This window comes from Mycobacterium sp. MMS18-G62, assembly GCF_053877835.1.
This window is the reverse complement of record NZ_CM132662.1, coordinates 4,407,039-4,430,621: the sequence shown is the minus strand read 5'-3', so window position 1 is coordinate 4,430,621 and position 23,583 is coordinate 4,407,039. Positions and strand designations below refer to the sequence as shown.

Here is a 23,583-nt window from a genome sequence, read left to right as displayed (position 1 = left end):
GCACGGTAATCCATTAATGGGTATGCGGGTGGCAGCAGGCGCTTGCGAGGACAAGACTGAAACGAGCCCTGGGTTCAATACAGGACAAGCGTACTGTTAGGATTATCAGCGCCGCCGACACAGCCCGTCGGGGCGAGATCTAGCCGGGAGTTGATGTGAGCAGCAAGGATTCGGTCAATTCGTTTGGTGCCCGCGACACGCTGAAGGTCGCGGACAACAGCTACCAGATCTACCGCCTCGACGCGGTGCCCGGCACCGAGAAACTTCCGTACAGCCTCAAGGTGCTCGCCGAGAATCTGCTGCGCACCGAGGACGGCGCCAACATCACCAAGGACCACATCGAGGCGATCGCGAACTGGGATCCGTCAGCCGACCCGAGCGTCGAAATTCAGTTCACGCCCGCGCGCGTGATCATGCAGGACTTCACCGGTGTGCCCTGCATCGTCGACCTGGCCACCATGCGTGAGGCCGTCGGCGATCTGGGTGGCGACCCGGACAAGGTCAACCCGCTGGCACCCGCCGACCTCGTCATCGACCACTCGGTGATCGCCGATCTGTTCGGTACCGCCAACGCGTTCGAGCGCAACGTCGAGATCGAGTACGAGCGCAACGGCGAGCGCTACCAGTTCCTGCGCTGGGGTCAGGGCGCCTTCAACGACTTCAAGGTCGTCCCGCCCGGCACCGGCATCGTGCACCAGGTCAACATCGAATACCTGGCCCGCGTCGTGTGGGAGCGTGACGGTGTCGCCTATCCGGACACCTGTGTGGGCACCGACTCGCACACCACGATGGAGAACGGCCTCGGCGTACTGGGCTGGGGTGTGGGCGGTATCGAGGCCGAGGCCGCCATGCTGGGGCAACCGGTATCGATGCTCATCCCCCGCGTCGTCGGGTTCAAGCTGTCCGGCGAGCGCCAGCCCGGTGTCACGGCCACCGATGTCGTGCTCACCGTCACCGAGATGTTGCGCAAGCATGGCGTGGTCGGCAAGTTCGTCGAGTTCTACGGCGACGGCGTGGCCGAGGTGCCGCTGGCCAACCGCGCGACGCTCGGCAATATGAGCCCCGAGTTCGGTTCGACCGCAGCGATTTTCCCGATCGACGAGGTCACCATCGAGTACCTGAAGATGACCGGCCGCAGCGAGGAGCAGCTGGCGCTGGTCGAGGCGTACGCCAAGGAACAGGGCATGTGGCACGACCCGAAGCGGGAGCCGAAGTATTCCGAGTACATCGAGCTGGACCTCTCCGATGTTGTCGCGTCGATTGCCGGGCCCAAGCGTCCGCAGGACCGGATCTCGCTGACCGACGCAAAGTCGGCGTTCCGCAAGGACATTCACAACTACGTGACAGACGGAGCGGAGAACCCGCACACCAAGCTCGATGAAGCGGTCGAGGAATCCTTCCCTGCCAGCGACCCGGCTTCGAGCCTGGCGTTCGCCGATGATGACGCCGTCGTGCCGTCGGCCGCCGTCGGCGCCAACGGCCGCCCGAGCAGCCCGGTCGAGGTCAAATGCGAGGACCGCGGTGAGTTCATCCTCGACCACGGTGCCGTGGTCATCGCCGCGATCACGTCGTGCACCAACACCTCCAACCCCGAGGTGATGCTCGGCGCGGCGCTGCTGGCCCGCAACGCCGTCGAGAAGGGCCTGACGTCCAAGCCGTGGGTGAAGACCACGATGGCGCCGGGCTCGCAGGTCGTCACCGACTACTACGACAAGGCGGGCCTGTGGCCGTACCTGGAGAAGCTCGGCTTCTACCTCGTGGGCTACGGCTGCACCACGTGCATCGGCAACAGCGGTCCGCTGCCCGACGAGATCAGCAAGGCGATCAATGACTGCGATCTGTCCGTGGCAGCGGTGTTGTCGGGCAACCGCAACTTCGAGGGCCGCATCAACCCGGACGTGAAGATGAACTATCTCGCGTCACCGCCGTTGGTGATCGCCTACGCGCTGGCAGGCACGATGGACTTCGACTTCGACAATGAGCCGCTCGGGAAAGACGACGACGGCAACGAGGTCTATCTCAAAGACATCTGGCCGTCGCAGAAGGACATCAACGACACCATCGCCTCGGCCATCAACACGGAGATGTTCACGAAGAACTACGCCGACGTGTTCAAGGGCGACGATCGGTGGCGCAACTTGCCGACGCCGTCAGGAAACACCTTCGAGTGGGACGCCGACTCGACGTACGTGCGCAAGCCTCCGTACTTCGACGGGATGCCCGCCGAACCGGAGCCGGTGACCGACATCAAGGGGGCCAGAGTGTTGGCGCTGCTGGGGGATTCGGTGACCACCGACCACATCTCCCCCGCGGGCAGCATCAAGCCGGGCACGCCGGCTGCGCAGTACCTCGACGAGCACGGGGTCGACAAGTCGGACTACAACTCCTACGGCTCCCGGCGCGGCAACCACGAAGTGATGATCCGCGGCACGTTCGCCAACATCCGGTTGCGTAATCAACTTCTCGACGACGTGTCCGGCGGCTATACCCGCGACTTCACCAACGGCGGTGAACAGGCGTTCATCTACGACGCCGCGCAAAACTATGCGTCGCAGGACATTCCGCTCGTGGTCCTCGGTGGCAAGGAGTACGGCTCCGGTTCGTCGCGTGACTGGGCGGCAAAAGGTACCAGCCTGCTCGGCGTGCGTGCGGTCATCACCGAGTCGTTCGAACGCATCCACCGCTCGAACCTGATCGGCATGGGCGTCATCCCGCTGCAGTTCCCCGAAGGCGAGTCAGCGGCATCGCTGAAGCTCGACGGCACGGAGACGTTCGATATCAGCGGCATCGAGGCGCTCAACGACGGCAAGACGCCGAAGACCGTGCATGTCACGGCGACCAAGGAGGATGGCAACAAGGTCGAGTTCGACGCGGTGGTCCGCATCGACACACCCGGCGAGGCGGACTACTACCGCAACGGCGGCATCCTGCAGTACGTGCTGCGCAACATGTTGAAGTCGTAAGTATTTCGACATGCCCCGGGTGACGGATGACCATCTGGCCGCACGCCGCCGCCAGATCCTCGACGGTGCCCGACGGTGCTTCGCCGAATACGGCTACGACAAGGCCACCGTGCGGCGGCTCGAGCATACGATCGGGCTGTCGCGCGGTGCCATCTTCCACCACTTCCGCGACAAGGACACACTGTTCTTCGAGCTTGCCCGCGAGGACGCCGAACGAATGGCCGAGGTCGCGTCGCGGGAAGGGCTGATCCAGGTGATGCGCGACATGCTCGCCGCGCCCGATCAGTTCGATTGGCTAGCGACCCGGCTGGAGATCGCACGAAAACTGCGCAACGATCCGGCGTTCAACCGCGGATGGTCGGAGCGCTCCGCTGAACTGTCGGCGGCAACGACCGCCCGGCTGCGCCGCCAGAAGCAGGCGGGCCGGCTGCGCGACGATGTGCCCAGCGCGGTGCTGCAGACCTACCTGGACCTCGTCCTCGACGGCCTGGTGGCGCGGCTGGCTTCCGGTGACGACCCCGAAAAGCTCAGTGCCGTACTCGACCTCGTCGAGGCCTCGGTTAGACAGCAGTAGTCAGCTTGCGCGCCTGCTGCGATGGTTAGGCCCTCCGCGGCTGCGCATCGTCGTGCCCGACTCGCGCAGCATGCTATGAACAGAACCGTATGATCGTCCCGTCGTTGCCACCAACGAGCGGATGCTGGCGCCCCCCTCATAAGCGCTACGCAACTCGTGGAGCAGATCCTCCCGAGACTTGGTTGACTTCTTCATACTCATTTTGGTTGACATCTCCCCGCCTCTGATGCCCCGACACACCCCGTGCATACCCAGCGTAAGAAGCGTTCACACGAGTGCGGGCGGAAATGATGAAACGGTTCGTAATTCGGCTTACGCCAACTCGATGAGGTCGCGATAGTCGTCCGACCAGAAGTCCTCGGTGCCATCCGGTAAGAGCACCACCCGCTGCGGGTCGAGCGCCTCTGCCGCACCGGGGTCGTGCGTCACCAGCACAACCGCACCCATATAGCTGCGCAGCGCGTCGAGAACCTGTTCCCGCGACGCGGGATCGAGGTTGTTGGTGGGCTCGTCGAGCAGAAGCACATTGGCCGTCGACGCGACGAGACCCGCCAGCGCCAAGCGTGTCTTCTCCCCGCCCGACAGCGTGCCGGCGGGTTGGTCGAGTTGCGCACCGCTGAACATGAACGCGCCCAACAGACCCCGCAGATCCTGCTCACCGGTGTCGGGTGCGGCATGGCGGATGTTTTCCCACACCGTGGCCATGTTGTCGAGCGTGTCGTGCTCCTGCGCGAAATAGCCGATCTTGAGCCCATGGCCCGGTTCCAGCGCCCCCGCGTCGGGCGTCTCGGCGCCCGCCAGCAGCCGTAGCAGCGTCGTCTTGCCCGCCCCGTTCAGACCGAGCACGACGACGCGTGAGCCGCGGTCGATCGCCAGGTCGACACCGGAGAACACCTCGAGCGACCCGTAATTCTTCGTCAAGCCCTTGGCCACCAACGGGGTACGACCGCACGGCGCCGGTGTCGGGAACTTGATGCGGGCCACCTTGTCGGCCACGCGTTCCTCATCGAGCGAAGCCATCATTCGGTCGGCTCGTCGCAACATATTCTGCGCGGCAACAGCTTTGGTGGCCTTGGCGCCCATCTTCGCGGCCTGGACCCGCAGCGCCGACGCCTTGCGTTCGGCGTTGGCCCGCTCGCGGCGGCGACGCTGCTCGTCGGTCGCGCGGGCGTCGAGGTACTTCTGCCAGCCCATGTTGTAGACGTCCACCTCGCCGCGCACCGCGTCCAAGAACCACACGCGGTTCACGACGTCGGCCAGCAGATCCACGTTGTGGCTGATGACGACCAGCCCTCCGGCGTGGCCACGGAGGAACTCCCGCAGCCAGCCCAGCGAGTCGGCGTCGAGGTGGTTGGTGGGTTCGTCGAGTAGGAGCGTGGTGGCCGAGCCCGCGCCAGTTTCGGACGCGGCGAACAGGATGCGTGCAAGCTCGACCCGCCGGCGCTGCCCGCCGGACAGCGTGCGCAGCGCCTGGGTCAGAACTCGTTCGGGCAGACCAAGACTCGCGCAGATGCGGCCAGCCTCGCTCTCGGCGGCATACCCGCCGAGAGCCGCGAACTGCTCTTCGAGTTGACCGTATCGGCGCACCGCTTTGTCTCGGGCGGCGTCGTCGGCGACCTCGGCCATCAGGGCTTGCTGCTTCTCGAGGTCGGCCAGCAGTGTGTCAAGGCCGCGGGCCGACAGCACCCGGTCGCGTGCCAGCACATCGAGGTTGCCCTCTTTGGGATCCTGTGGCAGATAACCGATTTCCCCGTTGCGGGCGATCGTGCCCGCGTAGGGCTCGCCTTCACCCGCAAGGATGCGCATCGTGGTGGTCTTGCCCGCGCCGTTGCGGCCTACGAGCCCGATGCGGTCACCGGGCTGGACCCGCAGCGCCGCGCCATCGGTGGACAGCAGCGTGCGCGCTCCTGCGCGGACCTCCAGGTCCGTTGCGGTGATCACGCTGCTTCTCCTTGTTACTTGTCGTCAGTGAAGGCCGGTGGCCGTTTCTCGGCGCGCGCTGCAACGGCTTCTTCGAAGTTGGCGGTGAGCAAACGCACGAAGAGCTGTCCCAGGCCCTCGGCCTGCATGTGCCCCTCCAGGTTAGCGGCGTCCAGTCCACTCCACAGCGTGCGCTTGGTCAACTCGATTCCCGGCCGCGAGAACGAGGCGATCCGCTCACCCATCTCGTAGCAAACGTCGAGCAGGTCGCCGTCCGGCACGGACCGCGACACCAGGCCGATGCGGGCCGCCTCTTCGGCGTCGACGTCACGTCCGGTCAGCATCAACTCGAAGGCTCGCGACGTCCCGATGGCGCGCGGAAGCAAGTACGAAAGGCCGAGCTCGCTCGCCGTCAGGCCGTTGTTGATGCCCGCGGCACGAAAGTACGCCCCTTCTGCGGCGATGCGAATGTCACACGCCAGCGCCAGGCACAACCCCCCGCCGATCGCGGCGCCGTTCACGGCGGCGATTACCGGCTGGTGCATCTTGCGCAGCGCCAGGATGACGTCGTCGAGCACCTCCATGGACCGCAGCGCAAACGTCGGCCGGGTAAGCCCGTCGATATGGGGCACCGACCCGGCCGACTTGTGGTCGGCTCCGGACGAGAACCCGCGACCCGCACCTGTGAGCACAATCACTCGCGCGGAGTTGTCATAGGTCAGCTCGTCGAGAACCTTCTTCAGCGGCACCATGACGTCGAACGCCATGGAGTTCATTCGCTCGGGCCGGTTCAGCGTCACCAACGCGACTTCCGGGCGTGGGCGGTCGACGAGGACGAAGTCTTTTTGCTCGGTCACGGACAGCACGCTATCGCGTGCTGCCTGCTATTCCGGCTGGCCGTTGTTCTGAGCGGCGATCGCGGCGTCGATATCGAACTCTTTGACCTTCTGGACCAGTTCCTCAAGCGCCGCGGGCGGAAGGACTCCGGCTTGGTTGAACACCAGCTTGCCCTTCTTGAAGGCCATCAGCGTAGGGATCGAGCGTATGTCGGCCGCGGCCGCGAGCTGCTGCTCGGCCTCGGTGTCGACCTTCGCGTACACAACGTCCGGATGCTGCTCCGAGGAGGCCGCGAACGTGGGAGCGAATGCCTTACAGGGGCCGCACCACGACGCCCAGAAGTCCACCAGCACGATCTCGTTGTCCGTGATGGTGTCGTTGAACTGTTCGGCGGTGATGTCTTTGGTAGCCACGATCTTCCTAACGCTGGTATCTAGCTGTGTGTTCCCACCATACGGACGGCACAAACGGCCGTTCAGCGGAAGTCCTTGAACGCGTCCAGCAGGCGGCTGCGGAACGCTGGGTCGAGCTCGTCGTCGCGAATCTTGCCGACCGTGCGGACCGTTTCACGGAACTGCTGCAGATAGTTTTCGCAGCCGTCGCAGTCGAGCAGATGCATGTCGAAACGCGCGCGGGTCTCCAGATCTAGCGACCCGTCGAGGTAGGAGGTCACCAGCTCGACAAGTTCATTGCAGTCCATCGGTCCGATGCTCATGCCTCGACTCCCGTTCGCTCCGGTCCTCGCTCGTTCCTCGCTGCGATCCTCACTCGCGGTCGTCTTCGGGTGCTCATGAGCGGTCCTCTAAATAGTCTTCGAGCACATGCCGGACCGCGGCCCGGCCGCGGTGCAGTAGCACTCGTTGGTTGGCGGCGGTGATGTCGAGCAGCTGACACACCTCCGCCGAATCGAACCCGAGCATGTCTCGCAGTGTGACGACAGCCCGCTGCCGTCCGGGCAGCTTGTCGAGTTCGCGTCGGGCAACGTCGACGAGCTCGTCCCCAAGCACCGAACCCTCTGGCGTATCTGGGAATGGTGACGGCTCTTCGCCTTCTCTCCAGTGCCCGGGCCACGGGTCGTCGCCGGTGCGAAATCGCGCAGGGTCGACAGTGCCGCCGGTGAACGCGAGCATGGCCGTGTCCGCGTCGCGACGCTCGCGGATGCCGCGCGCCTTGGCGATATTGATCATCACGGTGAAAAGCCAAGTGCGAAGCGACGATCGGCCTTCGAACTTGTCGATGCCTTTCAGCAGTGCGATCCATGTCTCCTGGACGACCTCTTCGGCGATCTCGTGACTGGGCACGTAGCCACGCGCTACGCGCAGCATCGATGGCGTGTGTTGGTCGACGAGATGAGCGAACACGGCTTCGTCGCCGCCGCGCAGCGCGCCGATCAGCGTCGTCTCGTCGACTGTTTCGGTCATCACGGTCACGGTAGCGCTCAGCGGTATTCCGGGTTGGTGAAGTCGTACCGACACCCCGCGTCCCACCCTGATCGGATGTTTCCGTACGCCGGAACCCCGCCGCCTGCCTTGAGCATGCGGGCCAGGTGCATCAGGTTCCACGTCATGAACGTGGTGTTGCGGTTGGTGAAATCGTTCTCGGGGCCGCCGGAACCGGGATCCAGATACGACGGACCCGGTCCCGCTTCACCGATCCAGCCGGCGTCGGCCTGCGGCGGGATCGTGTAGCCGATGTGCTGCAGCGTGTACAGCACGTTCTGCGCGCAGTGTTTGACGCCGTCCTCGTTGCCGGTGATCAGACATCCGCCGACGCGGCCGTAGTACAGATACTGGCCGGCGTCGTTGAGCAGATGTGAACCACCGTAGAGGCGCTCATGCACCTGCTTCATCACAGAGCTGTTGTCGCCCAGCCAAATTGGGCCGGCGAGTACCAGGATGTCCGATGCCAGCACCTTCTCGAAGATCGCCGGCCAGTCGTCGGTGACCCAGCCGTGCTCGCGCATGTCCGGCCACACGCCAGTCGCGATATCGTGGTCGACTGCACGGACCACCTCGACGGCGATTCCGTGTTTTTCCATGATTGCCGCGCTGATGTCGACGAGTCCCTGGGTGTTACTCACCTCCGGCGACCGTTTCAACGTGCAGTTGATGAACAGGGCTCGCAGGCCGCCGAAGTCCAGATCGATGTCTTGTGTCACTTGAGGAGTTCCCTTCGGCCACGCTCGAAGAAATCGGCAATACGCGACGCCAGAGCGTCGACGTCGTGCGACGGATTGAGTGGGTACAGCGCTCCGAACGGCGCATTCCAGAACGGGCCCGTGCGTTTGACCCAGGGGCCGACATACGCGTACGGCGTCGGGTGGTAGTCGTCGCCTACCGATACGCCGTAGGTCACCTCGTTTTCGGTGACGGCGACATCGAAGTGTTCGGGCCATAACACTGGATGACAGTCGGGGAGAACGCGTTTCAGCGCATGCCCGCCGGCATAGTGGCTGCGGTGAATCCAGTCGGTGGCAGCCATGTCGAGTTTGAGGACGGCGCCGGCCGGCAACGGGTCGACGATGTCGTACGCCCCTTCGGGCGGCCCGGCGTCTATGCCGACGATCTCGGCTATCACGGACAGCGGCGCCGCGAGGGCAACCGCATCGTTCGGCAGAACCAGTTCGGTGCCATGCACGGCCAGCGGGATGGCGACCCCGGCGAAGCCGTCCGGCCGCACGGCAAGCCGGACGGTGCCGGCCGCACGGTACTGCGGTCCGGCGATCAGGCTTTCTGCGACGCCGCGCAATTGGCGTCGGGTGCCGACGTAGGTCTCGTCGAAACCGTCACCCATTGTGGCTCCTCTCCGGCTTCCCTGTGTAGTGACGTGACCCGTCCTCAGCGTTACACATCCGTAAGGCCCTAAACGAGCGATAACCGAGTTCGACTGACCTACGCTCGCCTTACCCGTGCCAGGAGGGTCGTATGGCAGTAGAGCGCCTAACCGTGGATCTGAGCGCATACCCAAACCTCGTCGTGGTCTACCTGGGTATGCGCGTGCGGCGTCCGCGCGGAATGCTTCGCTTGTTGGGATTGGGACCCCAGATCCAAAAGTCGTGGAAGGAACAGCCGGATGGCCTGCTCCTGCATGAGGATTTCATCTGGTCGCTGCTCCCGCCGCACCTCGGTATGCGCCAATATTGGCGCGACCTCGACAGCCTGGAGCGCTGGACCCGATCGGAGCCGCACAAACGTTGGTGGCAGCAGTTTCTGAAAGACTCTGGCGGAACCGGCTTCTGGCACGAGACGTACCTGATGGGTGGTGGCGTGGAAGCCATCTACGACGACATGAACCGTCCGAGCGGCATGGCCCGGTTTGCGCCGACACGTCCGGCTCGCGGCGCGATGTTCTCGGCGCGGCGTCGGGCGCTGCCCGCCGAGGAGCCGACGGTCGCACCGGTGGTTTCGGAGGCCGAGTACTACCCGAGCTAGCGCTGCTGGAGCGGTTTTTCGAACCAGTGATCGGCGTAGGGCTCGTCGTTGAACGGAGCGACTTCGCGGTAGCCGGACGTTCGGTACATCTGCACCGCCTCGGCGAGCTCGTCCTTGGTTTCCAGACGCATCAGGCGGACTCCGTGGGCGCGGCCGCGGTCCTCGAGTTCGAACAGCAGGCGACGCCCAAGACCGAGCCCACGCACGGCAGGGGCCACCCACATGCGCTTGACCAACCCGACGTTGCCGGGAAGGAGGATCAACGCGCCACAGCCGACGGCCTCACCGTGGAGCCGCGCGACAAGCAGCAGCCCAGCGGGAGAGGTCATTTCGTCGTCGGCGACTGGGCTGACCGCCGGGTCGTAGCCGTCGCGGAACCGAACCTTGAGCTCGGAGTAGTACGTCTGCAGGCAGAATCGGGCGTCGGGATGACGCGGGTCGCACTCGCGCACCTCGACCGTCGACGCGATCAGCAGTCGCTCCACCTCGGCCATGGCGGTAACGAGCCGGTCTTGTTGCCGCGTATTCAGCGGTTGCAGAATCGCGGCGGCGGCGTCGTCGGAACGACGGTCCAGCGTGGCGAGTTCACGCCGCCCGGCGTCGGTGAGCCGCGCGATCCGCACCCTGCCGTCGCTCGCACTCGGTTCGATGGCGATCAAGCCGTCCGCCTGCAGTGCCCGGAGCAGCCGGCTGACGTAACCCGAGTCGAGATCGAGGCGCGCACGCAGCGAGCGGATGTCGCAGCCGTCGGCGCCGATCTCCCATAGCAGCCTGTTCTGCCCCAGGGACCGGTGACTGGCCAGGAAGTTCTCGCTGAGCACGCCGATCCGCTGCGTGACGGTGCGGTTGAACCGCCGGACCTGCGCGACCATCTCCGCGGTCATATCTCTGACCTTAGTCAGAGGTTTTCAAACCTGCGGCCATTTCCGCCGCCCGATCAGCGTTCGCGAGGAGCTGCGCCTGGCGTTTCGGCCACCACAACAGCTCGAGCGCCAGCAGCACAATGTAAATGCCGGAGGCCACGGCGTTGCCCCAGCTGCCGAACACGGCATCCCATACCGCCGTGCCAAGAGCGACGACAAGAACGAGTGGAAACACCCATCGAAACGGTCGAGCTCTGTCGACCGATGCATGCATTCCGCGGCTGTAGTCGATGACTGCCTGAGCCAGTCCGGCGTCGTGAAGCTGTTCACCGCGTCGGGCCGTGCGTGCGACTTCCACCCGTTGCGCACCGGTGAGGTTGCGCGCCCCTGGCCAGTAGCGTGCCATTCGGCGATGCATCCAGATGCCGTAGACGAGCCCGGTGACGACGAACACGATGGCCGCTGACAGCACGAAGCCGGAATCCAGCCACGCCATCGCAGCCAGGCCGAGCCCCACCGCGCCGCCGACCGTCACCGCTCGCCGAAAGGCACCGCCTCGCCACACGACGGCCGGCACGGTAACCACCGCTACATTCTGAACACTCGGCGGCCGAACGTCCTCAGAACTCGCGTACCGACTCCTGCCTCAACAGCAATGTCGCGACCACGCTGATCGCCGCCGTGGCGACGAGGTACGTGCAAGCCAGCCAGGGCGACTTGTTCGCGGCGGCGATCAACGCGGTCAGGATCAGCGGGGTCAACCCCGACGCGTACACACCGGAGAGCTGATAAACCGTGGACAGGCCGGTGTAGCGGATCCGCGTGGGATACAGCGAGGCGTACAGCGTGCCCTGGGCGCCGTAGAACCACGCGTGAATGACCCCGAATACCAACAACATTCCGAGTGCGTACGCCGTGATGCTGTGCGTGTTGAATAGTGCGAACACCGGGAACACCGCGAGCCCGTAGGCAGCGATCCCGCTCGCGTACACCGCGCGGGCACCGAATCGGTCGGCCAGCAGGCCGGACACCGGTAAGAGCGCCGCCATCAGCAGCGCCGCGACTGTGACGGTGATGAGCACAGGAACCCGTGCGAGGTGCAAGGTGCCCGTCGCGTACGAGATGGCGAACACGCCCCACGTGTTGAAGGCTGCGCCTTCACCCCATCGCGACAACAGACCCAACGCCGTTGACCGCAAAGCCGGCGGCCGGAACACTTCACGCAGCGGGACGGGTGAGCGGTCATCGTCGGCGCGGACCTTCTCGAAAGCCGGTGTCTCGGCGGCTTTCAACCGCACGACCAGACCGAAGGCGACCAGCACGATGCTGATCAGGAATGCGATGCGCCAACCATAGGACGCGAACGCGTCGTCGGGCAGCACGATCTGTAGCAGCGCGAAAACCCCTGTGCCCAAAGCCAGTCCGAGTGCCAAACCGACCTGGGGAACGCTGCCTGCGAGTCCGCGCCGGTGTGCAGGGCTGTGTTCGGTTGCCAGCAAGACGGCGCCGGCCCATTCTCCGCCAAGCGCAATGCCCTGCACGATGCGCAGCACCAGCAGCAACGCCGGGGCGAGTGCGCCGATCTGCGCCGCGGTGGGCAGCAGACCCATCAACGCGGTCGCGCCGCCCATCAGGATCATGGTCAACGCGAGAGTTTTCTTGCGGCCGATGCGATCTCCGACGTGGCCGAAGACGAAGCCGCCGATGGGCCGGACTACGAATCCGACGGCGAATGTGGCGAACGAGAGCAGCGTCCCGACAAGCGAGCTTTGATCCGGGAAGAACGCGTGGTTGAAAACGAGGCTGGCCGCGGTCGCGTACAGGAAGAAGTCGTACCACTCGACGGTCGTTCCGACGAGGCTGGCCAACAGCGCGGTACGGATCGTGGAATCGGAACGCTCACCGACGGGGAGTTGGATGTCGGGCGACGGCAGTTTGGGCGGGGCGGACACGTTGACCGACCATCCCCGAACAGACCGCCCCCGGACAGGGTTGTACGCGCGGTGATCGAAACCGTTAGACGGTGAAGCCCAGAGCCCTCAGTTGTTCGCGGCCGTCCTCGGTGATCTTGTCCGGGCCCCACGGCGGATTCCAGACCCAGTTGATCTTCAGCTCGTTGACGAGGCCGCTGCCGATGAGCGCGGTGCGCGACTGATCCTCGATGACGTCGGTGAGCGGACAGGCCGCCGAGGTCAGCGTCATGTCGATGAGCGCGACGTTGCCCTGCTCCCCCTTCTCGACGTTCAAGCCGTAGACGAGGCCGAGGTCGACGACGTTGATGCCGAGCTCCGGGTCGACGACGTCGCGCATCGCCTCTTCGAGATCGGCGAGCAGTTCGTCATCCGGTACGGCTGTTTCGCTCATCTTCCACCTCCATTTGAATCCTGTGTGTGGGATGCCTGTGCGAGCGCGTCCTTGAATGCCATCCATCCGAGCAGGGCGCATTTCACCCGTGCGGGGTACTTCGCGACGCCGGCGAATGCGATGCCGTCGCCTATGACATCCTCGTCGCCCTCGATGGTCCCGCGCGACGACACCATTTCGGTGAACGCCGCGACGGTCTTCAGCGCGTCGCCGACCGTCTGGCCGATGACCTGATCCGTCAGTACCGACGTCGAGGCCTGGCTGATCGAACAGCCTTGTCCGTCATAGGAAATGTCGTTCACTCGTTCGCCGTCGTCGCTCAACGCAACACGCAGCGTCACCTCGTCGCCGCAGGTGGGATTGACGTGCTGCACCTCGGCGCCGAACGGTTCCCGCAGCCCGCGATGATGCGGATGCTTGTAGTGATCGAGGATCACTTCCTGATAGATCTGTTCGAGCCGCACGCTCAGTCCTTGCCGAAGAAGTCGACGGCACGCCGCACGCCGGCCACCAACCGGTCCACCTCGTCAAGGGTGTTGTAGACGGCGAAGGATGCCCGCGCGGTGGCGGCGATGCCGAACCTGCGATGCAGCGGCCACGCGCAGTGGTGACCCACCCGGACGGCGACCCCGTCGTCGTCGAGCACCTGACCCACGTCGTGCGCGTGGACGCCGTCGACCACGAACGCCACCGGCGAACCGCGGTTTTCCAGCGACATCGGTCCGATGATCCGAACGCCGTCGATGCCCGAAAGGCCGTCCAGCGCCGCCGCGACGAGCTCGTTCTCATGCTCTTCGACGGCGTCCATGCCGATCGCGCCGAGATACCGTGCTGCTGCGGCCAGCCCGACGACCTGTGAGGTCATCGGCGTACCCGCTTCGAATCGTTGTGGCGCCGGCGCGTAGGTGGTGGCTTCCATCGTCACGGTTTCGATCATCGAGCCGCCGGTGATGAACGGCGGCATCGCGTTCAGCAGCTCCGCCCTGCCGTACAGCACGCCGATGCCGTTGGGGCCCAGCATTTTATGACCGGAGAACGCCGCGTAGTCGACGTCCAGCCCGTGGAAGTCCACAGGCTGATGAGGCACGGATTGGCACGCGTCCAGCAGCGTCAGCGCGCCCACCGCCTTCGCGCGCGCAACCAGCTCCGCCACGGGTGCGACGGCGCCGCTGACATTCGAATGATGGCTGAACGCAACCACTTTGACGTGCTCGTCGAGCTGCAATGAATCCAGGTCGATACGCCCGTCGTCCGTCACGCCGTACCACTTCAAGGTCGCGCCGGTGCGGCGGGCCAGCTCCTGCCACGGGATCAGGTTCGCGTGGTGCTCGAGCTCGGTCGTGACGATCACGTCACCGGGGCCGACGGCGCGCTCAAACCGGTTGTCACCCAACGCGTAGGACACCAGGTTGATGGCCTCGGTGGCGTTCTTGGTGAAGACCAGCTCATCGGCGTCCGCGCCGACGAACGCCGCGATGTCTGCGCGGCCCTGCTCGTAGGCGTCGGTGGACTCCTCCATCAGCTGGTGCGCGCCACGATGAACCGCGCCGTTGGACGTCAGCAAGAAGTCGCGCTCAGCGTCGAGCACCTCAACGGGGCGCTGCGACGTCGCGCCGGAATCCAAATAGGCCAGCTGATTTCCGCCGCGCATCACCCGCTTCAGGATCGGGAAGTCCGCCCTGATCTTGGTAAGGTCCAGAGCCTGCGCAGCGGTCATGTCAGGCTCCGACCGCCTGGGTGAAGCGCTCGTATCCCTTGGCGTCGAGTTCGTCGGCCAGCTCCGGGCCGCCGGACTCGACAATGCGTCCGCCGACGAAGACATGCACGAACTGCGGCTGGATGTAACGCAGAATCCGGGTGTAGTGCGTGATCACCAGGATCCCGCCATGGGTTTCCTCGGCGTACCGATTGACCCCTTCACTGACCACCTTCAGCGCGTCGACGTCGAGGCCGGAGTCGGTCTCGTCGAGAATGGCGATCTTCGGCTTCAGCAGCGCGAGCTGCAGGATCTCGTGACGCTTCTTCTCGCCGCCCGAAAAGCCTTCGTTGACACTGCGTTCGGAGAAAGACGGGTCGATCTCGAGCGCTTCCAGCGCCGTCTTGACTTCCTTTACCCAGTGCCGCAGCTTCGGCGCCTCACCGCGGACAGCGGTCGCCGCGGTCCGCAGGAAGTTCGACATCGACACACCCGGCACCTCGATCGGGTACTGCATGGCCAGGAACAGCCCGGCGCGGGCGCGCTCGTCGATGCTCATCTCGAGGACGTTTTGGCCGTCGAGCGTGATCGATCCGGAGGTCACCTTGTATTTCGGGTGGCCGGCGATCGCATAGGACAGCGTGGACTTGCCGGATCCGTTGGGCCCCATCAGCGCATGCGTCTCCCCCGACTTCACCGTGAGGTCGACGCCCTTGAGGATCGGGATGTCGGTGCCGTCTTCCTTGGAGACGACGCTGACGTGGAGGTCCTTGATTTCCAGTGTGGTCATCAGTTCTTGATTCCTTCGGTTAGTTCAAGTTCGTGTTCGATGGCGGCGGTCAGGCGTTCACGTACCGACGGCACGGCGATCTTGCCGATGATCTCGCCGAAGAAGCCGCGCACGACCAGCCGGCGGGCCTGGTCCTCGGGGATGCCGCGGGCCTGTAGGTAGAACAGCTGCTCATCGTCGAATCGGCCGGTGGCGCTGGCGTGTCCGGCGCCGACGATCTCGCCGGTCTCGATCTCGAGGTTGGGAACCGAGTCGGCACGGGCGCCGTCGGTGAGCACCAGGTTGCGGTTCGTCTCGAACGTATCCGTTCCCGTCGCGTTGGCCCGGATGAGCACGTCGCCCACCCAGACTGTGTGCGCGTCGGGTTTGTTCGACTCCGGATCGCCTTGCAGCGCACCCTTGTACGTGACGTGTGAGCGGCAGTTGGGCTGGGCGTGGTCGACCAGCAGCCGAGACTCGAAGTGCTGGCCGTCGTCGGCGAAATAGAGGCCGAGAAGCTCCGCGTCGCCTCCCGGCGCACAGAACCGGGCACGCGCGGTGAGCCTCACCAGGTCGCCGCCGAGGGTCACCGCGACATGCCGCAGCACCGCGTCCTTGCCCAGCGAGGCGTGGTGGCTGCTGACGTGCACAGCGTCGTCGGCCCAGTCGGCGATCGACACCACCGTCAGACGCGCCGCGTCGCCGATCACGAATTCGATGTTGTCGGCGTAGGTTCCGCTGCCGCGCTGGTCGATGACGACCACCGCTTCAGCGAGTTCGTCGATGCGCACCTGCAGGTGCCCGTACGCGGTCGCGCCTTCGCCGGGCCCGGTGACGACGATTTCGATCGGCTCCTCGACGACGGCGCTCTTGTCTACGCTGACGATCGTCGCGTGGTTGAACGACGAAAAGGCCTGCGCGGCAACGCGGTCGGCGGGCACGCCGCCCTGGCCCAGTCGTTTGTCACCACGGCGCACGATCTCCGTCGTCACGCCGGGACGCTCGGTGACGTCGATGTGAGCGTGGCCGGTCGCCGTTGCGGAGCCGTCGTGCAGCCCGCGGAGCCGGCGCAGCGGGGTGAATCGCCAGATCTCGTCACGTCCGTGCGGCACCTCGAAGGCGTCGACATCGAATGACGTGAACAGCTCCCCCTTGTTGATTCCCTCGACCGCAGTAGTCAGGTCCGCCACCTAGCCCACCGCGCCTTCCATCTGAAGTTCGATCAGCCGGTTGAGCTCCAGCGCGTATTCCATCGGGAGCTCCTTGGCGATCGGTTCGACGAAGCCGCGAACCACCATGGCCATCGCCTCGTCCTCGGTCATGCCGCGGCTCATCAGATAGAACAGCTGATCCTCGCTGACCTTGGACACGGTCGCCTCGTGACCCATCGTGACGTCGTCCTCACGGATGTCGACGTACGGGTAGGTGTCGCTGCGGCTGATCGTATCGACCAGCAGCGCATCGCATTTCACGCTCGAGCGCGACCCGTGTGCACCCTTGTTGATCTGAACAAGGCCACGGTAGGACGCGCGGCCACCGCCGCGGGCCACCGACTTGGACACGATGTTGCTCGACGTATTCGGCGCCAGGTGGAGCATTTTCGCACCGGTGTCCTGATGCTGTCCCTCGCCGGCGAACGCGACCGAGAGCACCTCACCCTTGGCGTGCTCACCAGTCATCCACACGGCCGGGTACTTCATGGTGACCTTCGACCCGATGTTGCCGTCGACCCACTCCATGGTGGCGCCGGCCTCCGCGCGGGCGCGCTTGGTCACCAGGTTGTAGACGTTGTTCGACCAGTTCTGGATCGTGGTGTAACGGCAACGGCCACCGGGCTTCACGATGATCTCGACGACCGCCGAGTGCAACGAGTCGCTCTTGTAGATCGGCGCGGTACAGCCCTCGACGTAGTGCACATAGGCGCCCTCGTCGACGATGATCAGCGTGCGCTCGAACTGGCCCATGTTCTCGGTGTTGATCCGGAAGTAGGCCTGCAGCGGGATGTCGACGTGCACACCGGGCGGGACGTAGATGAACGAACCACCCGACCACACAGCGGTATTCAGCGCCGAGAACTTGTTGTCACCGGCGGGGATCACGGTGCCGAAGTACTGCTTGAAGATCTCCGGATGTTCCTTCAGCGCGGTATCGGTGTCGAGGAAGATGACGCCGAGCGCCTCGAGGTCCTCGCGGATCTGGTGGTAGACGACCTCCGACTCGTACTGCGCGGCAACACCTGACACCAGCCGCTGCTTCTCGGCCTCGGGGATACCGAGCTTGTCGTAGGTGTTGCGAATGTCCTCCGGCAGGTCGTCCCACGTCGCGGCTTGCTTCTCGGTGGAGCGCACGAAGTACTTGATGTTGTCGAAGTGAATGCCCTCGAGGTTGGAGCCCCAATTCGGCATCGGCTTCTTGTCGAACGTCCGCAACGCGCGCAGCCGGGTCTCCAGCATCCACTCCGGCTCGTTCTTCTTGCTCGAGATGTCCCGCACGACCGCCTCGGACAGCCCGCGCTGCGCGCTGGCACCCGCCACGTCGGAGTCCACCCAGCCGTAGCCATACCGGCTCAGCGAGGCGATGGCCTCATCTTGGCTGAGCGGTTCGCCCACCTTGTGGACCTCGGGGGTGGTCGTCATGTCGACGCTCCTTGCTTGCTCGTGGTGGCTTCGACGCGGGCTGTGCGCCGAAGGGTTGTTGTCTTGTCCACCGGGACATGCGTGGTGCACGCACAGTCGCCGTTGACGATCGTGGCGAGCCGCTGCACGTGGGTACCGAGGATCTCGGCGAACGCCTCGCGTTCGGTCTCGCACAGCTCTGGAAACTCCTCTGCCACGTGTGACACCGGGCAGTGGTGCTGGCAGAGCTGAATTCCGTGGATCGGTCCGCTGACCGGCGTGGTGCTCGTCGCGTAACCGGCCTTGGTCAGCGCCGTCGCGACCCGATCGGCCTTCGACTCGACGTCGTCGGATCCGTCGTTCACGCCCGCCAGAATGCTGTCGATGCGCCGGCGCGCGAAGGTGCGCACGGCGTCGTCGCCGCCGATCTCCCGCAGCTGACGCATCGCGGCGACCGCCAAATCGTCGTAGGTGTGGCCCAGCTTGGCCCGGCCCGCCGAGGTCAGCCGGTACCGCTTCGCGGGGCGGCCGCGCCCGCTGTGCTGCCATGCCGCCGCCGCGGACGACTGCGCGTCGCCGGCGTCCATCAAGGCGTCGAGGTGCCTGCGCACGCCCGCAGCAGAGATTCCGAGCCGCTCGCCGATCTCTCCCGCGGTGATCGGTCCGGATTCCAGCAAGAGCTGCACGATCGCGCCACGGGTGTGGCGGTCCGTTCCAGCGTCCTGCGGGAATTTCACAACACTATTGTGACGGAATTCGGAAACCGGGTCCAGCAAGGGCACCCTTATGGTGACGGGCGCCATAGTGGCGACGGCTACGCTGCTGAGGTGGCTGCGCGCCTACGGTCCCTCAGCACGTCGATTGCCGGCTGGCACGGCGACGAGCGGACCGTCGGTTCCCCGCTCAACGCGGCGGAACATATCGCGCTGCGGCGCACGCGTCTGTTCGGGGCCACCGGCACGGTCTTGATGGCCGTCGGCGCGCTCGGGGCCGGCGCCCGGCCAGTGGTGCAGGATCCGACGTTCGGGGTGCGCCTGCTCAACCTCCCCTCCCGAATCCAGACGGTCTCGCTGACGATGACGACCACCGGCGCGGTGATGATGGCGCTGGCGTGGCTGATGCTGGGACGCTTCACACTGGGCAACCGGCGAATGTCGCGCAGCCAGCTGGACCGTCTGCTGCTGCTGTGGGCTTTACCGCTGTTGATCGCGCCGCCGATGTACAGCCGCGACGTCTATTCCTATCTGGCGCAAAGCGAGATCTCGCTGCAGGGCCTCAATCCGTACCGCGTCGGCCCCGCGCCCGGCCTCGGCCTCGACCACGTGTTCACGCTGTCGGTGCCGAACCTCTGGCGGGAGACGCCGGCGCCCTACGGCCCGCTCTTCTTGTGGATCGGTCGCGGCATCTCAGCGCTGACGGGTGAGAACATCGTCGAGGCCGTGCTGTGTCATCGCCTCGTAGTGCTGGCCGGTGTCGGCCTGATCGTGTGGGCCACCCCGCGGCTGGCCCGGCGCTGCGGCGTCGCAGAGGTCAGCGCGCTGTGGCTGGGGCCCGCGAACCCGCTGTTGTTCATGCATTTGGTCGCAGGTATCCACAACGAGGCACTGATGCTCGGCCTGATGCTGGCAGGCACGGAGTTCGCGCTTCGCGGTGTTGATGCCGCAAGCCCGCTGCTCCCCCGGCCCCTGGCGTGGCCGCGCGGCCGCGAGCAGTGGGCGCGCTGGTATCCGCTGGGCATGCTGCTCCTCGGCAGCGTGCTGATCACGATGTCGTCGCAGGTGAAGCTGCCGTCTCTGCTTGCGCTCGGATTCGTCGCGATGGCACTGGCGTGCCGGTGGGGCGGCACATTCAAGGCTTTCGTCATTGCCGGCGGATCGCTGAGTGCGGTTTCGCTGGCGGTGATGGCGCTGATCGGGTGGGCCAGCGACCTTGGCTTCGGCTGGATCTACACACTGGGCACGGCGAACGTGGTCCGCAGCTGGATGTCGCCGCCGACGCTGCTGGCGCTCGGCACCGGACAGGTCGGCATCCTGCTGGGGCTTGGCGACCACACGACGGCCGTGCTGGCGTTGACTCGTGGCATCGGTGTTTTTCTGATCGCGGTGGTGGTGACGTGGTTGCTCATCTCCGTGCTGCGTGGCCGGCTGCATCCGGTCGGCGGGCTCGGGGTCGCGCTGGGCGCCACGGTCCTGCTGTTCCCGGTGGTACAGCCCTGGTATCTGCTGTGGGCGATCATTCCGCTGGCTTGTTGGGCGACACGGCCCCGGTTCCGCGCAGCCGTGATCGTGGTCACTTTGGTCATCGGCATTTTCGGGCCGACGGCGAACGGGGATCGGTTCGCGTTGTTCCAGATCGTTCTCGCGACCGCGGCCAGTAGCCTGATCGTCGCCCTGCTCATCGGCATGACCTACTCCCGTTTGCCGTGGCGCAAGCTGGCCGACACCGTCCCGGACGAGGACGCTGAGCCGACGCCTGCGGCCGTCGAGCCGGTGCTACCGGCGGCGCAGCCCGCCAAGCCCGGCGCTTACGCTGAATCCCCGTGACCTCCGGCTCGACCGTCCCCGTGCGACTGCGCGGGGTCAGCAAGCGGTACGGCGCGACCACGGCCGTGTCGGACCTCGACCTCGACGTGCAGGCTGCCGAGGTGTTTGCGTTGCTCGGCCCGAACGGCGCCGGGAAGACCACCACGGTCGAAATGTGCGAAGGCTTCATCAAGCCCGACGGCGGCAGCATCGAAATCCTCGGCCTGAATCCCGTCACCGACAACGCGCGGGTGCGTGAGCGGATCGGCGTGATGCTGCAGGGCGGCGGCGGGTATCCGGCGGCGCGAGCCGGCGAGATGCTGAACCTCGTCGCCGCATATGCCGCCAACCCGCTCGACCCGCAGTGGCTGATGGACACCCTCGGTCTGACGGAGGCCGCCCGCACCACGTATCGACGGCTGTCGGGCGGACAGCAGCAGCGCCTGGCACTGGCGTGCGCAGTGGTGGCGCGGCCGGAGTTGGTGTTCCTCGACGAGCCGACCGCGGGCATGGATGCGCACGCGCGAATCGTGGTGTGGGAGTTGATCGATGCGCTGCGACGCGACGGGGTCACCGTCGTACTCACCACGCACCAGCTGACCGAGGCCGAGGAGCTCGCCGACCGGATCATGATCATCGACCACGGTGTCGCGGTGGCCACCGGCACACCCGCGGAGCTGATGCGTAGCGGCGCGGAAAACCAGCTGCGGTTCCGCGCGCCGCGCAAGCTGGATCTGTCGCTGCTGGTGTCGGCACTGCCCGAAAGCTATAAGGCGACCGAGCCCTCGCCGGGCGAATACCTCGTCGAGGGTCATATCGACCCGCAGGTGCTGGCCACCGTAACCGCGTGGTGCGCGCGATTGGACGTGCTGGCCACCGACATGCGTGTCGAGCAGCGCAGCCTGGAGGACGTCTTCCTCGACCTGACGGGGCGGGAGCTCAGGCCATGACGAATCGCTTTGCGGCAGGGACGTTTACCCCCGCGCCGGGGCCTGCCCCCGTGCCGAAGATGCTCGCCGCGCAATTCGGGCTCGAGCTGAAGCTGCTGCTGCGCAACGGTGAACAGTTGCTATTGACGATGTTCATCCCGATCACGCTGCTGGTGGGGCTGACGCTGCTGCCGCTAGGAGACTTCGGGCAGGACCGCGCGGCGACGTTCGTGCCGGCGATCATGGCGCTCGCGGTGATTTCGACGGCATTCACCGGGCAGGCCATCGCGGTGGCATTCGACCGCCGCTACGGCGCGCTGAAACGCTTGGGCGCAACGGCTTTGCCGGTGTGGGGCATCATCGCAGGCAAGTCGCTGGCAGTGGTTGCCGTCGTGTTCCTGCAGTCAATCCTGTTGGGCGCCATAGGTATCGCGCTCGGCTGGCGTCCCAACATCGCCGGACTGGCCCTCGGCGCGGTGATCATCGCGCTCGGCACCGCGGGCTTCGCCGCGCTAGGACTGCTGTTGGGCGGCACGCTGCGCGCCGAAATCGTGCTGGCCATCGCCAATCTGCTGTGGTTCGTCTTCGCAGGATTTGGCGCGCTGACGCTCGAGGGCGGCATGGTGCCGCATGCAGTGGCGTGGATAGCCCGGTTGACACCGTCCGGCGCACTGACCGAGGCACTCTCCCAGGCGATGACCCTGTCAGTGGACTGGTTCGGGGTGGCCGTGCTCGCGGCGTGGGGGGCCGTCGCAGCGCTGTGTGCCCTGCGATGGTTCCGGTTCACCTGATTCCAGTTGCGGCAGCAGGTATTCCAGCTGACCTACTTCTTCGATGTTGTGCTTCACCCACGCACGCAGCATTCTGTCGGGGAACCGCCTGCAGAGCACGCGATTGACCGGTGTCAGCAGCCTCGACCGCGCGCCGATGTCCATCACTGAGACATAGTGCGTACCCTCGGCGCCCATCGACCACGTGTGCTCCAGCTGGAATATCGGAACCCCGGCCAGCCGCTGGACCAGTCGAATTCCGGTCTCGTCGAGCTTCTCCACCCGGTCGACGACGTCGACCTTGAACTCGGGCCTGCCTCCGAACGCTTCCACGATGCGGAACCGGGCGCCTTCGGCCGCGGCGCCTCCTGGAGCCGGCCGCGCGAGCTCCCAGCGGATGTGGTCGATCGGATGCCACGCGAGATAGCGGTCGATGACCACGCCGCCGTAGGACATCGTGCCGCTGAGGTGGGTGAACCAGTCGAGCAGCATGTCGGGCGTGACGTTGGCCAGCGGCCGGTGAGCGATGGTGACTCGGCGGCGATGATGTGGCGCGGCCGTGTACCGCACCGTGGCGGTCTCGACCGAGCGAAGCGGATAAAGAACCGGGCGCGTCATCGGAGCCTCCAAGATACGGTTTCGTTTCTTATGAGCTACGCTAGATTGCGGAGTTAAGATACGCAAGCGTTTCTTCAAGGAGAGGTCGATGCGCCGACGTCGGGGCGAAGAACTTGACGAGGCGATCCGCGCCGCCGTCCTCGACCTGCTTGCCGAGCACGGCCCCGGCGGCGTGACCATGGAGGCAGTTGCGACTGCAGCCCGCACGAGTAAGCCGGTGCTCTACCGGCGGTGGCCGGACAGCGCGAGCCTCCTGCGAGATACCTTGCTGCGCTTGGCAACTGCGGCCATACCTCACGAAGACACCGGCAGTTACCGCGACGACATGCTCGCCATCCTTCGCGGCTGGGCGGCGTTGTTCAGCGGGCCCGACGCCCCGGCACTGCAAGCGTTGATCTCGGCGATGGCGCACGACCAGGAGTTGGCTGCGGCGTTTCGCGAGGACGTGATCGGGTGGCGCAAGAAGGAGATGGCGGCGCTGCTGTCTCGCGGTATCGCCCGCGGCGATGTGCGCGCGGACGTCCCCGTGGAGATCGCTCGCGAGCTCGGCCAGAGCGTGCTGTGGCACCGGCTGTTGATCACCGCAGACCCGATCGACGACGACCTCGTTATACAGCTTGTCGACGAAGTCCTGGTGCCGTTCGTCGCGCCCCGGAATCGCAAACACTAGGCGACAAGTTCTTCTCATCGGTGAGATTTCGCCAGCGACACC

General features: G+C 65.6%; 25 protein-coding genes and 1 pseudogene. 7 read left to right on the top strand and 19 right to left on the bottom strand.

The window, feature by feature from the left end:
• Positions 1–155 precede the first annotated feature (155 nt).
• Positions 156–2,963 carry an aconitate hydratase gene (locus ACWW36_RS22095; protein WP_456138100.1) on the top strand — a complete coding sequence of 936 codons (2,808 nt, stop codon included), beginning with the start codon at positions 156–158 and terminating at the stop codon, positions 2,961–2,963.
• A gap of 10 nt (positions 2,964–2,973) precedes the next feature.
• Positions 2,974–3,537 carry a TetR/AcrR family transcriptional regulator gene (locus ACWW36_RS22090; protein WP_456138099.1) on the top strand — a complete coding sequence of 188 codons (564 nt, stop codon included), beginning with the start codon at positions 2,974–2,976 and terminating at the stop codon, positions 3,535–3,537.
• Here ACWW36_RS22090 and ACWW36_RS22085 read toward each other — a convergent pair whose 3' ends face one another.
• The 8 genes from ACWW36_RS22085 to ACWW36_RS22050 form a co-directional block, all read right to left on the bottom strand.
• Positions 3,538–3,732 (bottom strand): helix-turn-helix domain-containing protein, encoded by a 195-nt coding sequence (locus ACWW36_RS22085; RefSeq protein WP_456138098.1) that lies wholly within the window; start codon positions 3,730–3,732, stop codon positions 3,538–3,540.
• Between the two features lie 117 nt (positions 3,733–3,849).
• The gene (locus tag ACWW36_RS22080; RefSeq protein WP_456138097.1) at positions 3,850–5,478 is read right to left on the bottom strand and encodes an ABC-F family ATP-binding cassette domain-containing protein; all 1,629 of its coding nucleotides are present in this window, start codon (positions 5,476–5,478) and stop codon (positions 3,850–3,852) included.
• A gap of 14 nt (positions 5,479–5,492) precedes the next feature.
• On the bottom strand, positions 5,493–6,323 hold the full coding sequence (locus ACWW36_RS22075; protein ID WP_456138096.1) for an enoyl-CoA hydratase: 831 nt from the start codon (positions 6,321–6,323) through the stop codon (positions 5,493–5,495).
• An 18-nt stretch (positions 6,324–6,341) separates the two neighbouring features.
• A complete protein-coding gene (gene trxA / locus ACWW36_RS22070) occupies positions 6,342–6,707 on the bottom strand; it encodes a thioredoxin (RefSeq protein ID WP_456138095.1) in 366 nt (121 codons plus the stop codon).
• Positions 6,708–6,769: 62 nt separating this feature from the next.
• Positions 6,770–7,009, bottom strand: a complete 240-nt coding sequence (locus ACWW36_RS22065) for an anti-sigma factor family protein (RefSeq protein WP_456138094.1) — start codon at positions 7,007–7,009, stop codon at positions 6,770–6,772.
• A gap of 73 nt (positions 7,010–7,082) precedes the next feature.
• Complete coding sequence (locus ACWW36_RS22060; protein ID WP_456138093.1) at positions 7,083–7,715, bottom strand: RNA polymerase sigma factor; 633 nt, start codon at positions 7,713–7,715, stop codon at positions 7,083–7,085.
• Between the two features lie 17 nt (positions 7,716–7,732).
• Complete coding sequence (locus ACWW36_RS22055) at positions 7,733–8,452, bottom strand: flavodoxin family protein (RefSeq protein ID WP_456138092.1); 720 nt, start codon at positions 8,450–8,452, stop codon at positions 7,733–7,735.
• Positions 8,449–9,087, bottom strand: a complete 639-nt coding sequence (locus ACWW36_RS22050) for a hypothetical protein (protein WP_456138091.1) — start codon at positions 9,085–9,087, stop codon at positions 8,449–8,451. The genes ACWW36_RS22055 and ACWW36_RS22050 overlap by 4 nt, the downstream gene beginning before the upstream one ends.
• Positions 9,088–9,218: 131 nt before the next feature.
• Between ACWW36_RS22050 and ACWW36_RS22045 the strand changes: the two genes are divergently transcribed.
• Positions 9,219–9,725 (top strand): phenylacetaldoxime dehydratase family protein, encoded by a 507-nt coding sequence (locus ACWW36_RS22045; protein WP_456138090.1) that lies wholly within the window; start codon positions 9,219–9,221, stop codon positions 9,723–9,725.
• Here ACWW36_RS22045 and ACWW36_RS22040 read toward each other — a convergent pair.
• From ACWW36_RS22040 to ACWW36_RS21995, 10 genes and pseudogenes are all read right to left on the bottom strand, one after another.
• Positions 9,722–10,609: a bifunctional helix-turn-helix transcriptional regulator/GNAT family N-acetyltransferase gene (locus ACWW36_RS22040; RefSeq protein WP_456138089.1), complete on the bottom strand. Its 888-nt coding sequence runs from the start codon at positions 10,607–10,609 to the stop codon at positions 9,722–9,724. The genes ACWW36_RS22045 and ACWW36_RS22040 overlap by 4 nt on opposite strands.
• Before the next feature lie 10 nt (positions 10,610–10,619).
• Complete coding sequence (locus ACWW36_RS22035; RefSeq protein WP_456138088.1) at positions 10,620–11,174, bottom strand: hypothetical protein; 555 nt, start codon at positions 11,172–11,174, stop codon at positions 10,620–10,622.
• Between the two features lie 34 nt (positions 11,175–11,208).
• Positions 11,209–12,522: an MFS transporter gene (locus tag ACWW36_RS22030; protein ID WP_456142579.1), complete on the bottom strand. Its 1,314-nt coding sequence runs from the start codon at positions 12,520–12,522 to the stop codon at positions 11,209–11,211.
• 82 nt (positions 12,523–12,604) lie between these two features.
• Positions 12,605–12,952 (bottom strand): metal-sulfur cluster assembly factor, encoded by a 348-nt coding sequence (locus tag ACWW36_RS22025; RefSeq protein WP_456138087.1) that lies wholly within the window; start codon positions 12,950–12,952, stop codon positions 12,605–12,607.
• A pseudogene (gene sufU, locus ACWW36_RS22020) lies at positions 12,927–13,422 on the bottom strand (Fe-S cluster assembly sulfur transfer protein SufU). Before sufU ends, ACWW36_RS22025 begins: the two are co-directional and overlap by 26 nt.
• Positions 13,419–14,669 (bottom strand): cysteine desulfurase, encoded by a 1,251-nt coding sequence (locus ACWW36_RS22015; protein ID WP_456138086.1) that lies wholly within the window; start codon positions 14,667–14,669, stop codon positions 13,419–13,421. The pseudogene sufU and the gene ACWW36_RS22015 overlap by 4 nt, the downstream one beginning before the upstream one ends.
• Position 14,670: 1 nt before the next feature.
• Complete coding sequence (gene sufC / locus ACWW36_RS22010; RefSeq protein ID WP_456138085.1) at positions 14,671–15,438, bottom strand: Fe-S cluster assembly ATPase SufC; 768 nt, start codon at positions 15,436–15,438, stop codon at positions 14,671–14,673.
• Entirely contained in the window at positions 15,438–16,607 is a 1,170-nt protein-coding gene (gene sufD, locus ACWW36_RS22005) for a Fe-S cluster assembly protein SufD (protein WP_456138084.1), read from the bottom strand. The genes sufC and sufD overlap by 1 nt, the downstream gene beginning before the upstream one ends.
• Complete coding sequence (sufB, locus tag ACWW36_RS22000) at positions 16,608–18,053, bottom strand: Fe-S cluster assembly protein SufB (protein WP_456138083.1); 1,446 nt, start codon at positions 18,051–18,053, stop codon at positions 16,608–16,610. It lies immediately after the preceding gene.
• Positions 18,050–18,835 (bottom strand): helix-turn-helix transcriptional regulator, encoded by a 786-nt coding sequence (locus ACWW36_RS21995; RefSeq protein WP_456138082.1) that lies wholly within the window; start codon positions 18,833–18,835, stop codon positions 18,050–18,052. The genes sufB and ACWW36_RS21995 overlap by 4 nt, the downstream gene beginning before the upstream one ends.
• Before the next feature lie 24 nt (positions 18,836–18,859).
• Here ACWW36_RS21995 and mptB point away from each other — a divergent pair, with 24 nt between their 5' ends.
• Genes mptB through ACWW36_RS21980 form a run of 3 tightly spaced genes read left to right on the top strand, consistent with a single transcriptional unit; the run spans position 18,860 to position 22,274 of the window.
• Positions 18,860–20,575: a polyprenol phosphomannose-dependent alpha 1,6 mannosyltransferase MptB gene (mptB, locus tag ACWW36_RS21990; protein ID WP_456138081.1), complete on the top strand. Its 1,716-nt coding sequence runs from the start codon at positions 18,860–18,862 to the stop codon at positions 20,573–20,575.
• Positions 20,572–21,504 (top strand): ABC transporter ATP-binding protein, encoded by a 933-nt coding sequence (locus ACWW36_RS21985; RefSeq protein WP_456138080.1) that lies wholly within the window; start codon positions 20,572–20,574, stop codon positions 21,502–21,504. Before mptB ends, ACWW36_RS21985 begins: the two co-directional genes overlap by 4 nt.
• Positions 21,501–22,274, top strand: coding sequence for an ABC transporter permease (locus tag ACWW36_RS21980; protein WP_456138079.1), 774 nt, complete (start codon positions 21,501–21,503; stop codon positions 22,272–22,274). The genes ACWW36_RS21985 and ACWW36_RS21980 overlap by 4 nt, the downstream gene beginning before the upstream one ends.
• Here ACWW36_RS21980 and ACWW36_RS21975 read toward each other — a convergent pair.
• Positions 22,188–22,871: a hypothetical protein gene (locus ACWW36_RS21975; RefSeq protein WP_456138078.1), complete on the bottom strand. Its 684-nt coding sequence runs from the start codon at positions 22,869–22,871 to the stop codon at positions 22,188–22,190. The two genes, ACWW36_RS21980 and ACWW36_RS21975, sit on opposite strands and share 87 nt — an antisense overlap.
• An 88-nt stretch (positions 22,872–22,959) precedes the next feature.
• Here ACWW36_RS21975 and ACWW36_RS21970 point away from each other — a divergent pair, with 88 nt between their 5' ends.
• On the top strand, positions 22,960–23,541 hold the full coding sequence (locus ACWW36_RS21970; protein WP_456138077.1) for a TetR/AcrR family transcriptional regulator: 582 nt from the start codon (positions 22,960–22,962) through the stop codon (positions 23,539–23,541).
• The last annotated feature ends 42 nt before the right edge of the window (positions 23,542–23,583 follow it).